At 45.4% G+C, this 14,093-nt stretch carries 14 protein-coding genes; 7 read left to right on the top strand and 7 right to left on the bottom strand.

What is annotated here, in order from left to right:
* The first annotated feature begins 268 nt into the window (after nt 1-268).
* Nucleotides 269-640, top strand: a complete 372-nt coding sequence (locus tag AAE02nite_RS23330; RefSeq protein WP_146904146.1) for a transmembrane 220 family protein — start codon at nt 269-271, stop codon at nt 638-640.
* Nucleotides 641-819: 179 nt separating this feature from the next.
* Nucleotides 820-1,605, top strand: a complete 786-nt coding sequence (locus AAE02nite_RS23325) for a transporter (RefSeq protein WP_146904143.1) — start codon at nt 820-822, stop codon at nt 1,603-1,605.
* 84 nt (nt 1,606-1,689) lie between these two features.
* Here the strand turns inward: AAE02nite_RS23325 and AAE02nite_RS23320 are convergent, their stop codons facing one another.
* The 5 genes from AAE02nite_RS23320 to rocD all read right to left on the bottom strand — a co-directional run bounded on the left by AAE02nite_RS23320 (nt 1,690) and on the right by rocD (nt 8,648).
* Nucleotides 1,690-3,063, bottom strand: a complete 1,374-nt coding sequence (locus AAE02nite_RS23320) for an alkaline phosphatase family protein (protein ID WP_146904141.1) — start codon at nt 3,061-3,063, stop codon at nt 1,690-1,692.
* Nucleotides 3,064-3,415: 352 nt separating this feature from the next.
* Nucleotides 3,416-4,639 carry a metabolite traffic protein EboE gene (gene eboE, locus AAE02nite_RS23315; protein ID WP_146904140.1) on the bottom strand — a complete coding sequence of 408 codons (1,224 nt, stop codon included), beginning with the start codon at nt 4,637-4,639 and terminating at the stop codon, nt 3,416-3,418.
* A gap of 178 nt (nt 4,640-4,817) precedes the next feature.
* On the bottom strand, nt 4,818-6,023 hold the full coding sequence (locus AAE02nite_RS23310) for an alpha/beta hydrolase (protein ID WP_146904136.1): 1,206 nt from the start codon (nt 6,021-6,023) through the stop codon (nt 4,818-4,820).
* 341 nt (nt 6,024-6,364) lie between these two features.
* A complete protein-coding gene (hemB, locus tag AAE02nite_RS23305) occupies nt 6,365-7,336 on the bottom strand; it encodes a porphobilinogen synthase (protein WP_146904191.1) in 972 nt (323 codons plus the stop codon).
* Nucleotides 7,337-7,409: 73 nt separating this feature from the next.
* Nucleotides 7,410-8,648 (bottom strand): ornithine--oxo-acid transaminase, encoded by a 1,239-nt coding sequence (rocD, locus tag AAE02nite_RS23300; protein WP_146904133.1) that lies wholly within the window; start codon nt 8,646-8,648, stop codon nt 7,410-7,412.
* 202 nt (nt 8,649-8,850) lie between these two features.
* On the opposite strand from rocD, the gene AAE02nite_RS26430 reads away from it, so the two are divergent.
* Complete coding sequence (locus AAE02nite_RS26430; RefSeq protein WP_170252676.1) at nt 8,851-9,021, top strand: C1orf53 family protein; 171 nt, start codon at nt 8,851-8,853, stop codon at nt 9,019-9,021.
* Nucleotides 9,022-9,101: 80 nt separating this feature from the next.
* Nucleotides 9,102-9,341 carry a 50S ribosomal protein L28 gene (gene rpmB, locus AAE02nite_RS23295; protein WP_146904130.1) on the top strand — a complete coding sequence of 80 codons (240 nt, stop codon included), beginning with the start codon at nt 9,102-9,104 and terminating at the stop codon, nt 9,339-9,341.
* 479 nt (nt 9,342-9,820) lie between these two features.
* On the opposite strand, the gene AAE02nite_RS23290 is transcribed toward rpmB, so the two are convergent.
* A complete protein-coding gene (locus tag AAE02nite_RS23290) occupies nt 9,821-10,585 on the bottom strand; it encodes a glycosyltransferase family 2 protein (RefSeq protein ID WP_146904127.1) in 765 nt (254 codons plus the stop codon).
* A 312-nt stretch (nt 10,586-10,897) separates the two neighbouring features.
* Between AAE02nite_RS23290 and rpmG the strand changes: the two genes are divergently transcribed.
* The 3 genes from rpmG (at nt 10,898) to ftsY (ending at nt 12,312) form a co-directional block, all read left to right on the top strand.
* Nucleotides 10,898-11,080, top strand: coding sequence for a 50S ribosomal protein L33 (gene rpmG / locus AAE02nite_RS23285; protein ID WP_146904124.1), 183 nt, complete (start codon nt 10,898-10,900; stop codon nt 11,078-11,080).
* A gap of 2 nt (nt 11,081-11,082) precedes the next feature.
* Nucleotides 11,083-11,238, top strand: coding sequence for a DUF4295 domain-containing protein (locus AAE02nite_RS23280; protein WP_146904121.1), 156 nt, complete (start codon nt 11,083-11,085; stop codon nt 11,236-11,238).
* Nucleotides 11,239-11,349: 111 nt separating this feature from the next.
* Nucleotides 11,350-12,312 (top strand): signal recognition particle-docking protein FtsY, encoded by a 963-nt coding sequence (gene ftsY, locus AAE02nite_RS23275; RefSeq protein WP_146904117.1) that lies wholly within the window; start codon nt 11,350-11,352, stop codon nt 12,310-12,312.
* 227 nt (nt 12,313-12,539) lie between these two features.
* On the opposite strand, the gene AAE02nite_RS23270 is transcribed toward ftsY, so the two are convergent.
* Complete coding sequence (locus tag AAE02nite_RS23270; protein ID WP_146904114.1) at nt 12,540-14,012, bottom strand: TolC family protein; 1,473 nt, start codon at nt 14,010-14,012, stop codon at nt 12,540-12,542.
* Nucleotides 14,013-14,093: the final 81 nt, after the last annotated feature.

Here is a 14,093-nt window from a genome sequence, read left to right as displayed (position 1 = left end):
GCTATTTTTAGCGGCCTTTTTGTTTTTCAGTTGGGGTAATAACGCCTGCGCAAAACGATAGCTTATGCCAAGAAGCAATAATTAAGCTTAGCTAAAACAGCAGAAATAAATAATTTTCCGTATTGGTATGGAGCAATAGGAGTAAGCGGCTACCACTTGCTGGTGGCAGAAAGTTGTCTTAAAATAAACCCGATTGGTAGGATGGAAGCAAGTATTTAATATATTTGGTTTTTCTAATGAATAAATTAAACCTATTAAAATAACACCTATGGCTATTCGTGTTTTTGCCATAATTATGGCCCTGGTTTTTGTAACTTTTGCCGTGGTACAATACAACGACCCCGACCCACATATCTGGATTCCGATTTACCTGCTTCCGGCAATATTATCATTAGTAATGTGGCGGATTAAAAATAATCGTCCTTTTCTGCTGTTATCGATACTGCTGGTAGCAGCCTTGTTTTACTTTGCCGGCGCTATTTACCAGTGGCCTGCGCATTGGGAAGGAGTGGCTTTAAAAAACGGCATGAAAACCATAAATATTGAAGAAGGAAGAGAATCGCTGGGGCTCGGCATTGTTTTTATTACACTCTTTATTTACTGGCTGGTGCTGCATTTCAGAACACCCGTTAAGCAATAATTTGTTTTGTAGTCAGCGAAGAGGGCAGTTATACTGGGTATAGCTGCCCTTTTGCTTTGGTACTTATGCGTACGAATCCGGAGGTAGATACCTAATTCTGCGCTACTAAGCGTGGTAGTATATACCTCCGGAAAAGTTTGGCGTAATAGGATGGTGGTTACAAAACAAACCAAAAAACTATGAAGAAGATACTTATGTTAATGGTGTGGTTATTGGGTACTCCGCTATTCCTTTTTGCCCAGGAAAGCGAGGAACTTAATACCGACCGGCCGACGCGCGCCCAATCACCCGCCGTAATACCACGGGGCACTTTACAAATAGAAACCGGGTTTGAATTTCAGAAAAAACATTCGGAGGCAGGCGACCAGAAAGAATATTTAGACCCCACTACGCTGATCCGAATTGGTATTTTGAAAAAAATGGAACTCCGCCTGAATGCCGATTTAAAAAAAGAAAGAACAGAAGCTTTAGCTGGCGCGGAAAGTAAGAATAAGCTGGGGTTTAACGATGTAATGGTAGGTGCCAAAGTACAACTGTACGAAGGCAAGGGCGCCATTCCCCAGGTTTCTTTTTTGGGTAATGTAACCTTACCCGTTGGTGACAAAGAATTCCGGCCGCCCCACGCGGCGCCCGAAGGCAGATTACTTTTTAGCAGTGCCTTATCTGATAAAGTTGAGTTGCAGTATAATTTGGGTTACCGCAAGCACCGCGACCACGAAGAATACCGCGGAGAAGCTTTGTATGCAGTAACCGGCGACTTAAAATTAACCGATAAGTTAACCTATTTTGCCGAGATTGCGGGGCAAAAACCGCATTTGGGTAAAGCCGAGCACTTAGCCGATATGGGATTTTTATTTAAGCTGTTGCCTAATCTGCAACTGGATGTAATAGGCGCTTTGGGGTTGAACGAAGAAGCACCCGATTATTTTGCGGGCGGGGGGATAACCTGGCGGATTCCGCGCTGATTTTTAAAGTTGATAAAAACAAAGTCTGCCGCTTTTGTAGCGTTGCAGACTTTGTTCTTATCGTTTTTGGCTGAGTTAGGTTGATTAACCTTGCAGGTGGGCCATGATAATATTGAATACCTCAGTTGCTTCTACCTGATTTGCCGCCAATAAACCTTTGTTTTTAGTTAGTATTACCGGCGCATCAGCCGGGTTATCGGGTTTGCGGCCGTGCGAACCTTTTATCAAGGTGGCATCCAACGGAATTATATCCATGAGCATCCGGAAGCCTATTTTTTTCTTCAGAACTTTAAAGCCTACTTTGGGTATCAGAAACTTAATATCCGGGTTGGTAAACATTTCGACCGGGTCGTAACCGGGCTTTTTGTGAATATCTACAATGCGGGCAAAGTCGGGCGCACGGTTATCGTCGAGCCAGTAGTAATAAGTAAACCAGGAGTTTTTATCGGCCACGGCTACGAGTTCGCCGGCGCGCTCATGATCAATGCCGTAAGCGGCTTTTTCTTCAGGGCCAATTACCTTTTCTACACCCGGTAAGCTCGCAACCAGTTTACGAACTTCTTCCAGCTTCGATAAATCATTCACGTACACGTGGGCTACCTGGTGGTCGGCGAGGGCAAAAGCTTTACAAGTGCCGGCGTCTAATAGCTCGGTGCCCCGCTCTTCGCGCACCGAAATATACCCGTTTTCGCGCAAGGCCCGGTTGATATGAATGGGTTGGTTCACGTGCGTAATCCCGTACTCCGACAAAATAATAACCTGGGCGCCTCTGCTTTCGAAATGCGTAATTAAATCTTTTAATACCTCGTCAATTTCCTGTAGGTCTTTGTTCACACTGCGGTCGTCGGGGCCGTAGCGCTGCGGGTTGTAGTCGAGGTGGGGCAGGTAAACCATGGTAAGCGTAGGGTTGTGCAGTTTATCTACCTCAATGGCGGCATTGGCAATGTAGCGGCTCGACCGGATATTTGTTTTTGGACCCCAGTAATCGAACAGCGGGAAAGTACCCAGCTTGGCCTGCAGGTGATCGCGTAGTTCCATTGGGTAAGTATAGCAATCAGGCATTTTACGGCCATCGGCCAAATACTGCGGGCGGGGCGTAACGGTATAATCGGCAGCACTGTACATGGCGTACCACCAGCAAATATTGGCACAGGTAAAAGTCGGGTCCTGGGCTTTGGCTACTTCCCAGATTTTGGGCGCCTGTACCAGTTTGTTCGATTGCCGCCATAATTTTATTTCGCACTCGTCTCTAAAATACCAGCCGTTGCCCACAATGCCGTGCTCGGTAGGCCATTTGCCGGTTAGGTAAGTTGCCTGCACCGAACAGGTAACGGCCGGTAATACATGGCCTACGTTGGCTAATTTAGCTTCTGCGGCCCATCTTTTCAGGAAAGGCGTGTTATCATTAATGGAGCGGGAGGTAAGCCCTACTACATCTATTACTATGGTTTTGCGCATGTTGTAAGTATCATTTTTGTTATCCGGTTAATATTTGTTTAACGTCGGAATAGCAGAAAGAATATTTTAATAAATAAAGAAGACCATTTCCCGGGTGGTTAAATATGTTTAAGCCGGACCGGGAAAAGCCTTTTAGTTGTGGAAATAAAGTTATTAGCAGAACGGAGTTCCTAATTCCATCTGCTACTAATGAAGCTGTTTAGAATTTCAACAGTTCGCTTGCCAGCTGCCCTTGCCGGGTGCTTTCACCGGTGATAATACCACCAATGGCAATAGCTATGGCTTTTGATCTGAATATTAAACAGCTTCCAACATCTGAGTATTATTTATTTACGGAAGACAAGGCCATACGCTATTCCTGTACGTTAAAATGCTGGATTACCCACTGCAGTTCCCGCTGAATAGAAGCGCCCAGTTCCTGTTTTATTTCGGCGGGCAATACATCCCAGGTATAAGTTTCCACTTCCAGGTATTTGGTTACTTGTTTGGCTTCCAACAGGCGCAGTACCTTTAATATTTCGGATTGGGTAGACTGCAACTGGTTATAGCGGTCCAGGAAAATGGGAACATGAAAATGCGACCGCCATTCAACGGCGTTCGGGTCGGAGAGGTGGGGCAGAGCCTGCGGTAAATCCGGGTATTGCGTAATGGTGCCGTTGTTGTTCCGCACCAGCACCTGGTGTAAATAAGTAGATTCCGAGAATTGTTCGAATTGGGTAGCCAGGGTATTCCTTTCTTCCGTGCTGGCCGGTAAATCGGCTTTAAGCGCCGCACTAATTTGCACCCGGCCGATTTTTATGCCTTTTTTCTCTAGGCGATCAAAAACCAATGCTGGTTCTTCGTAAGCTAAGGCAAAATGGCAAACATCGTAGCACAGCCGAATATGGGTTTTCACGGCCGCTTCGGCATTGGCTTTACTCATACCCATCCGGCTTTGTAAATGATCAATAGCCTGCGGCATCAGCCATTGTTCGTAAAAGTTTATAAATTCATCAGAGGTTTCAAGCAGGCCGTCCGGCTCCGGCTCAATATCCAGGTGAATTAGTCGGCCGGTGTGGCTCCGGCGATGGTACAAATCTTCTACCAGCAGGGCTAGTTGCTGGCTGCTTTGCCGCAGCACTTCTTCGGTTTTAACCGCATTGCCTTTTAACCAGGGTTTATAAGAAAGCGGCGAGGTCGAGATGCCGCCATCCAGTTCCTGGGGTAATAAATAAGATAAAATACGGGCCAATCGTTTGGTGTAATCCAGGCGTTCGGGTGTCGTCCAGTCGGGCTGGTGTACCTCGTCTTTTACAACCGTGCCATGGAAACTGCCATACGGAAAGCCATTAATGATATGTACATACAGCCCGTTTTCGTCGAGCCAGTTCTTAAACTCCGGTAAATTATTTTCCTGCTCCAATTCCAGGCTGGCCCGCGCCGATAGCCGCAAGCCAATGCCAAAAGGTTTGTTGGGCGAAATTTTCTCTTTTAGCGGGAGCAGGTAGGTTTGCAGACTTTCGTAAACAGCGGCCCAGCTTTCGCCGGGATGAATATTGGTGCAATAAGTTAAATGGTAGCCTTTGCCGATGTTCATATAATAACAATATTTAGGGTGGTAAGCAGCCTGAAAGTTAACCGGAATCGGGCAAAGATGTATTAAAATTTTAGATATTTATCCGGGCTATTCTCAAACTTTAGGTATTAAATCGCTTTTACCCGAGTCATGCAAAAGTTAATTTATCCGGTAAATTAAGGCCGATCTGCACCAATATCTACTTCTTTTGGGCTTTGGCGTACGAAGCCAGCATTTGTGCTACTGCTTCATCGCCCATTACGGCGTAAGCCGGACGGGTATGCTGGGCGGTAAATACCCGCAGGGTTGCTTCTGGTTCTACTTTAACAAAGCTTTCGTCAATTTCGCCGCTGGCATTCGTTACCTCCTTTAAAGATAAGTTTAAGTATTTGGCCAGAAATCCGTAAGCCGCTTTTCTTTTGTTTATGCCGTAATCGTGGCCTTCGTTGGGCAGGTGTACATTCTGAACCAGGCTTTCTTTGTTATAAAGTTTATAAATATTTTGGATGTAGGGATATTCTACCTCGGGCGTGTTTTTCGTCCAGTCTTTTCCGTCGGATACCAGCAGCATGGGCCGCGGGGCCGCTAAGGCCGCAATTTCTACGTTGCTCGTTTGGTGGTTCGGACTTTTATGAATAGGCATACCGCTTTCGCAGGTACAGCCGCCAAAAAAATGCGCCGATACCATTACCACTGGCACCGAAACCGCAATCCGGTTATCCAGGGCTGTCAGTAAAAAGCTTTGGGTACCACCGCCCGATTCGCCGGTTACGCCAAGGCGCTTGGGATCTACACCCGGCAGGGTTAACAGAAAATCGACAGCCCGCATGCTGTTGCGGCTAAGTAAAGTTACTGCCTGCGGAAATTTATGCGTGTTTTGGTCCGATTCGCCCATACCGGCCATGTCGTAAGCCAGTACCACGGCGCCCATGCGGGCCAGCGTGGCACAGCGCTTCTGCACATACTCCTGAAAGCGCGGATTGTTGCCGTGCCCGTGGGGCGCTAAAATAGCAGCGTAAGATTTTTGTGTTTTAGTCGGCCGATACAAATTGCCGGTAACAAAATAACCCGGTAAGCTCTCGAAGGCTACATTCTCTACGGTGTAACCATCGTACGTTCTTTTGCTGTGAATAATCGGTTTCAGAGGGGTATTAGCCGGCAATTTATCCAGGCGTGCACCTTCCCGAATACCTTCCCGGATTATTTCAGCTCTCTTCTCCCAACTCTTGCGGTCGTGGTAAGTACTGGCAAACTGGGTTAAGGCGGCTTTACCTTCGGCTTCGGTAAAATAATTGCCTTGGCAGAGCATGGCTGGGTCAATAGCCTGCGCCTGCAGTTGAAGCGGCACGTTAATCAAAGCGGTAGTTAGCAGAATAGCGGTTACGAAAGCTTTTATTTTCAGCATACATCAGGACTTTAAAAGCAAAAGATACAGATATTTAAGCGGTTTTCTAAATTTTAGAAATGGCCATTAATAAAAAAGAACTGGTTCTAATTTCAAAATTTTAGAAGCTTACAATTGGTGAAATTGCAAAAATATACATTTGGTATAAGGCCTTGTTTACTGCTATTTTTTGCTGAACTAACAAAATATCAAGAAACCCCGAGCGTTTTGGTTTAGCTAAGTAAAACGGTATAGGCAATATTGGTTTCCTTCGAACTCCTGGTGCTTGCTTCCGCAGAAAGATTGGGAAACGAAAGAGGCGGCTTATAAAGCCGCCTCTTTTCGTTAAAAAACTATGAATATTACCGTTTCAATAATTGGGCATATTCTTTCGAAAAATAAGTCAGGATAATATCGGCGCCGGCTCGTTTAAAGCTGAGCAATATTTCGGACATGGCCCGCTCTCCGTCTATCCAGCCGTTCTGCGCGGCGGCTTTAACCATGGCGTACTCGCCGCTGATGTTGTAAACCGCAATGGGTAAATGCGAATGATCCCGCAAGGATTTCACAATATCTAAATAAGGTAAGCCGGGTTTAACCATTAAGTAATCGGCCCCTTCCATGGTGTCTAATTCAGCCTCCAGTAAGGCTTCGCGGCTGTTGGCGGGGTTCATCTGGTAAGTTTTTTTGTCACCGAATTTAGGAGCCGAATCCAGGGCATCGCGGAAAGGACCGTAAAAAGCACTCGCGTATTTAGCGGTGTAAGACATAATGGCCACGTTCTGAAAGCCATTCGAATCTAAATAATTCCGCAGAAAGCCTACCCGGCCGTCCATCATATCCGAAGGCCCGATAATATCGGCGCCAGCGCGGGCCTGGGCCAGAGCCATTTTGGCTAATATTTCGAGGGTAGCATCGTTTAATATTTCGCCGTTATCGACAATGCCGTCGTGGCCATCAGAACTGTAAGGGTCCATGGCTACATCGGTCATGAGTACCACGTCGGGGAAATTGCGTTTTACCTCGGCGATGAATTTTACAAATAAGTTTTCGGGGTTAAAGCTTTCGGTGGCAAAGCGGTCTTTTTTACCTTCGCTGATTACGGGGAAAGGCGCGAAAGCTTTGAGACCTAAATCTACGCAGGCGGCAATTTCGTCCAGCATCCGGTCGGTGCTGTAGCGGTAAATGCCGGGCATCGAGGCTATTTCAACGGCCTGGTTCTGGCCTTCTATTACAAATATCGGGAATATTAAATCGTTTACGATTACACTGTTTTCCTGTACTAAATTCCGGATTACTTCGGATTTGCGGTTGCGGCGGGGCCGTCGGGTCATACTACTCATAGTCGAAATAAAGTTCGTTTAAAATAAATAGCGGTTAAGCTTTCTTTTAACAAATTGCTAATCTTTAAAATTCAGAAATGGTTTGGGCAATAATATCGCAGCACGCGTGCAATTGCTCTTCGGTAATGACCAGCGGGGGGGCAAACCGGATAATATCGCCGTGGGTAGGCTTGGCTAATAAACCATTTTCTTTTAAGGCTACGCAAACATCCCAGGCGGTGCGGCCATCGGGTGTTGGATTAATCACCACGGCATTCAGCAGGCCTTTGCCCCGCACCAGCGTAATTAAATGTGGATATTTGATCCGAAGGGTTTCCATCCGGTGCCGGAAAACTTCGCCCAGCATCCGGGCATTTTCTGAAAGGTGTTCTTCCCGGATTACTTCTAACGCCGCCACTGCCACGGCGCAAGCCAATGGATTGCCGCCAAAAGTAGAACCGTGCTCGCCGGGCTTGATGCACAACATAACTTCGTCGGCTGCCAGCACCGCCGATACCGGTAAAACTCCACCCGATAAAGCTTTACCCAGAATTAAAATATCCGGATGTACGCCATCGTAACAAGAAGCCAATAATTGCCCCGTCCGGCCCAGGCCGGTTTGAATTTCGTCGGCGAGCAACAGCACGTTATTTTTCTGACAAAGCGCCTTGGCTGTAGCTAAATAGCCGGCATCCGGCACCACCACACCAGCTTCGCCCTGAATAGGTTCTACCAAAAAACCGCAAACATGCGGATTTTGTAAGGCTTCTTCCAGCGCCTCCAGGTTGTTATATGGTATTACTTTATAGCCCGGCATGTAAGGTCCAAAGCCCCGCGTTGAGTCCGGATCGGTAGAGAAAGAAATAATGCCGGTGGTGCGGCCGTGAAAGTTTTGTTCTACCACAATTATTTCGGCCTCGTGTTTGGCAATGCCTTTTTGCTCGTAACCCCATTTGCGGGCCAGCTTAATAGCCGTTTCCACCGCCTCAGCGCCGGAGTTCATCAGCAGCACTTTGTCGTAACCAAAATAGTCGCAGATGTATTTTTCGCATTCGCCTAGTTTGTTATTATAGAAAGCCCGTGATGTAAGCGTTAATACCTGCGCCTGCTCTATCAAGGCATTAATAATTTTCGGGTGGCAATGGCCCTGGTTTACGGCACTGTAAGCCGATAAAAAATCGTAGTAGCGCTTGCCTTCTACATCCCAGAGAAACACGCCTTCGCCGCGTGCCAGCACCACCGGCAGCGGATGGTAATTATGAGCGCCGTATTTATCTTCGAGGGCAATGGCGTCCTGGCTGGAGGTAATGGTGGTGTGCTGCATAAGCTTCGGAAGTTAAAAGTTTAACCTGGAACTGGATTATAGCGGGCTGGAAAGCCTTTTCATAATAACGGCGCATCGGGGCAAAAGTAGGTAAAGAAGCAGAGATAAAAAATTAAGCCGCCGCCGGGGGGGTGAAGGGTTAACAAAATTAATTCGTTATTTTGCTTAGGTAAATAAGAACGATTACCTGATTAACTTTAAATTGAGTAAACCAAAATTACCACCATTAGAACCCGGCGACTATTATTTTAACGAACAGGGCCTGATGGTTTTTACCGAAAAATACCAACTAAAACGCGGCTATTGCTGTAAAAACGGCTGTAAGCACTGCCCGTATGGGTTTAGAAAAGCCCCGTCATCTAAGCCGGCTTAGAAAAATATTAGTACAGCTATTGGGTTTTACGAGAGAAATTCCGATATTTGCGTCCCTTTAGATAAACTGACAATATTACAATGGCAAGAGTTTGTGATTTAACCGGAAAGAGACCACAGGTAGGAAACAATGTTTCGCACGCTAACAATAAAACCAAGCGTAAGTTTTACCCTAACCTGCAAAAAAAGAGATTTTATGTTCCTGAAGAAGATGCCTGGATTACTTTAAAAGTATCTACATCTGCTATCAGAACTATCAATAAAAACGGTATTTCTGCTGTTTTGAAAAAAGCAGTAGCAGAAGGTTACATCGTATATTAATACGAAGCGGTTCTGGTAAGTAACTTATATTTTAGATTAAGTTTTTACCCGTGCCTGCAGATTAAATCCGGTTAATCGGGTAAGCCTGCCGTTTTTAGATAAATATTTTTTCGGCAACGGAGAAAGCAGCAGCTTTAATTAAAAGCCTGTTTTCTCCGTTGCTTTTTTGCGTTGTGCAGGTGATGGTGAGCTAATAATACTAACTCGCATAAACTAGCTGCCATAGATAAAAATCTCACAGGTGTTAAAGACCTGTGAGGTGTGTGCAACCAAGATAACCGTAGTTCTGCTGTGGAAGAGCGTTCAAGATATTTGGTATAACATTAAATGGCAAGGTATTCAAGTTGTTTTTTTAACCCGGAAGAATTAATTAGTAAGTTCTATTGGTGAATATTGCCTATTATTCGGCTGGTGGCTTTGGCGCTTGCGGGTTTATCTCAGCCATTCAGCAGGGAGAGGTAAAAAAAACAAATGCCCGGTTAGTGGCCGGGCATTTGTTTTAAGATGGTTGAAAAGCTAGGTTTATGTTGTAAACTCCTTTTCTTGTGCTTTTCTTCTGACTCTACCTCTTTGGTGGCAAAAAAGGTTATTTGTTTAAAAATATTTTTCAGGCCGGCATACAGCACAATGTCCTTAAACATTTCAAACTCTTTTTTATAACCTTCTACCAAACCTATTTTTTTGGATTTATAAGTATTCGTAGCCGACCACGGCATCCAGCGGACGGCCCGCTTGTGCTTTTGCATGTATAAATTAATTGCTAACTCCAGTTGGTAGCCATTTACCTGCTGATCCAAAATTTTAGCAAGATCTTTCTTCTTAACAATGCGCTCACCCGACAATAAAATATCGCCGCGGTCGAATTTCACAAACCAGGGGGCGTTAATGCGCCGCAAAATAAGCATATCCAGGTTTTGACGAGTAATAGCCTGAATGGCATTTTCTACTTCTTCTTTATTAATCGATTGCAAATCCGCATCCATTAATAAAATATTTTCGTTCCGGGCTTTTTGCACGCCGTGCCGGATGGCTTCGGCTTTACCTTTGTTTTTGGGTAATATTATTAATTCAATTGTCGGCCAGCTTTCCCGAATCAGCGTTGCTGTGTTGTCCGAAGAACCATCATCGACACAGATAATCTGGGTAATGCTTTTAATCTGCGTTACAACTTCCAGTACCTGGAAAACCCGGTATCCTTCGTTATAAAACGGAATTATACATGATACCTGTGTATTTATTATCATAGTTTATTGTAAGTAGATAAAGGGCAAAATTTAAACCTGATGGCTCTGGCTGCCGGCAAATAACCCGCAAAACTAATTATATTCCTTATCAAAGCAAAGCCATTTATATTACCGAAAATCTGTCATAAAGTTTTTGTACTAAGTTAATAGTAACGAATATAGTGCCATTTTAATTTTGCCGGGCTAAAATATTACTGCCGCAACAGGAATTATGGCTAATGCTGAGCGGATAAAGTTTTTAAAGCAAGAGGGTTGCTATTGCCGAAATAATCTTTTATATTTGCAGTCCCAAAATAAAAATATCTAGTTGAGATGGCTAAAAAAGGAAACCGCGTACAGGTAATAATGGAATGTACGGAGCAGAAAAATTCCGGTGTACCCGGTACATCCAGATACATCACTACCAAAAACCGGAAAAACACTCCGGAGCGTTTGGAAATGAAGAAGTATAATTCAAATCTGAAAAAAGTAACTGTACATAAAGAAATTAAATAACCATGGCTAAGAAAGTAGTTGCGACCCTTAAAACTGCTACCGGCAAAGACTGGGCAAAAGTTATCAAGGCGGTAAAGTCCGAAAAAACCGGCGCTTACACCTTTAGAGAAGAAATGGTGCCTGTAGATAAGGTGCAGGAGTTTTTGGCTGCCAAATAATAGCATCCGATATCTTTTAAAATATCAGGAAGTCCCGCTTTTACCGGGACTTTTTTGGTTTATAGATTTTTTTAACGATTTTACGTTTTATTCGCGTACAGCATAGCATTTATGGGAATTTTTGATTTCTTCAATAAGGAAAAAAAAGAGTCGCTGGATAAAGGACTGGAAAAAACCAAAACCAGTTTCTTTGACCAGTTGAGCAAAGCCGTAATAGGCAAATCCAAAGTAGATGAGGAGGTGCTCGACGACCTGGAAGAAATGCTGGTGCATGCGGATGTAGGCGCGGAAACCACCATCCGGATTATCCGCCGGATTGAAGACCGGGTAGCCCGCGATAAATATGTGAGTACGGGTGAGCTGGACCGGATATTACGCGAAGAAATTGCTGCTCTACTCGAAGAGAATAACTCCGGCAAAGATACCGATGAGTTTGTACTGCCAGCCAATATTAAACCTTACGTAATAATGGTGGTGGGCGTAAACGGCGTAGGCAAAACCACCACCATTGGCAAACTGGCAGCCCAGTTCCATAAAGCCGGTAAAAAGGTAGTGTTGGGCGCTGCCGATACTTTCCGGGCCGCCGCCGTGGACCAGCTCATTATTTGGGGCGATCGGGTAGGAGTGCCCGTTATTTCGCACGGCATGAACACCGATCCGGCTTCGGTAGCTTTTGATGCCGTAAAAAGAGGCGTAGAGATGGAAGCCGACGTAGTAATAATTGATACGGCCGGACGCCTGCACAACAAAGTAGGTCTCATGAATGAGCTCTCGAAGATTAAGCGCGTAATGCAGAAATTTATTGAACAAGCACCACACGAAGTTTTATTGGTATTGGATGGCAGTACCGGGCAAAATGCTGTGCAGCAGGCCCGCGAATTTACCAAAGCCACCGATGTTACGGCCCTGGCTATTACCAAACTAGATGGTACGGCCAAAGGCGGCGTGGTAATTGGTATTTCCGATGAGTTTAAAATACCCGTAAAATATATTGGCGTAGGCGAAAAAATTGATGATTTACAGGTGTTTAATAAGCACGAATTCGTTGATTCGCTCTTTACCAAAGCTAAATAAGACGTATTAGAAAAAGCTGCCGTAGCTTGCTGGTGTTACTAGTCACATTGAGTATAATTAAAATATTATACTATCTCTCCTAAACGTTATTCTATCAATAGTCTGGTTCAAGCGTCCGCTTGGACCTTTGCTGCACCCCTATATTCTATATAATATTTGGTAAGAGCGGCAAATGCAGTTTTAATGTAAACAACCCCGCTACTTTCACCTTCTTTAATCTTAACGGCTTACTCCTGCAACGTAAGCGGTTTGTTCTGATAGAAATCCAGAATTTTTTTCCGGAATACATAATCGTACTTGGCCCGTACTTCGTTTAGCTGCGCCCGATCGTAATTGGTTTTAGCCAGGTTTAAATCTACAAAGTGAACACTACCGTTCTCAAAACGTTTCTGTGCGGCCTGGTAAGCTACCGCAGAGGCTTCGGCTTGCTTTCGCGAAGTTTCCAAACGGGTTTGGGCGGCTGATAAGTTAGTAAAAGCCAGTTCAATATTTTGGCGGAGCTGGATGCGGGCATTATCGGCGGCGAACTCGGCTCGCTTGCGCGCAATCTGGGCGTTGCTGATGCGGTTGCGGGCTTGCCAGCCATTCAGGATTGGAATACTTAAGTTCAGCCCCACGTATTTACCTAAATTAAACTGAAGTTGGTCGAAGTACAGGAAATCTTGCATGCTGCCGTTGGGTACCTGCTTGGTGGAAATAATGGGCTTACGCGTACCGTTTACCATTACAAAATCGGTTTCGGAAGCTACATCCTGCTGGGTAAAACCGGTGCCATCGGCTACAAACCGGCTGGTAGGTACCGCACTGGAATAAGCCGTACCCATGGCGCCCACCAATGACAAGGCAGGCAACAAGGAACCCCGCGCTACCTGCACACCCCTTTGCGTGCTTTTTACCCGCAAATCGGCCCCGATGATGCTGGGCTGGGTTTTCTGCGCTACTTCGTAAACAGCGGTGGCAGTTTTATCATAGGCGTTGGGGGTCAGGGCATTTACGTTAAGCTTTTGCACCTGAAAATCGGTGGTGGCCGGTAAATTCATTAGTTGCATTAACGTCAGTTTGGCGGTACTTAAATTATTTGTGGCGTTTACTTTTTCCAGTTCGTCGTTGCCGGCCTGAACCTGCAAATCGGCCAGGGTAGATTGTGCCATTACACCGGCCGCCACCAGTTTATCGGCCCGCGCTAGTTGCGCTTGGGAAGTAGTTAGTTGGCGGGTAGCAATTTCCAGAAGTTCTTCGTTTTGCAAAATAGCCAGGTACGCCAGCGCGACATTTAGTGATACCGTATTAGCAGCCTGTTCCAGATCCTGTTGGCTGGCCTTTACGCCCAAAGCGGTTTGTTTCAGGCTGTTTTGCAGTTGCAGGCCGTTAAATAAGATCAAACTGGCATTCAGGTTCAGGTTACTCGTCTGGATTTGCTCTTCCACGTACTGGTTGGTGAAAGGGTTGATGGAGCGGCCAAAATTATAGCCGTGCGCTGCCCCGGCTCTACCGGTTGGCAACAAGGCCGCTTTGGTCTGCGCCTGCGTAGCCTGACTCACTTCCAAATCTAATTCGCTCTGCCGCACCTCGCTGTTGTGGGTTAAAGCATAATTTATACACTCCTCCAACGACCAGAGGCCCTGCTGGCTTTGCGCAAACACATTTCCCGGACCAGCCAATACCAGGAAAATAATCAGAAAGGTTAAAAGTCTAGACATAGTTATTTTTTTTTACTGCCAGATGGCTGTAGGAAAATTGTTAATGAATATTCTGATTGTTAAGGGTTTACTGCTAACTGC

It is taken from the genome of Adhaeribacter aerolatus (assembly GCF_007991635.1).
Taxonomy (GTDB): domain Bacteria; phylum Bacteroidota; class Bacteroidia; order Cytophagales; family Hymenobacteraceae; genus Adhaeribacter; species Adhaeribacter aerolatus.
This window is presented reverse-complemented; position numbering and strand designations above follow the sequence as displayed.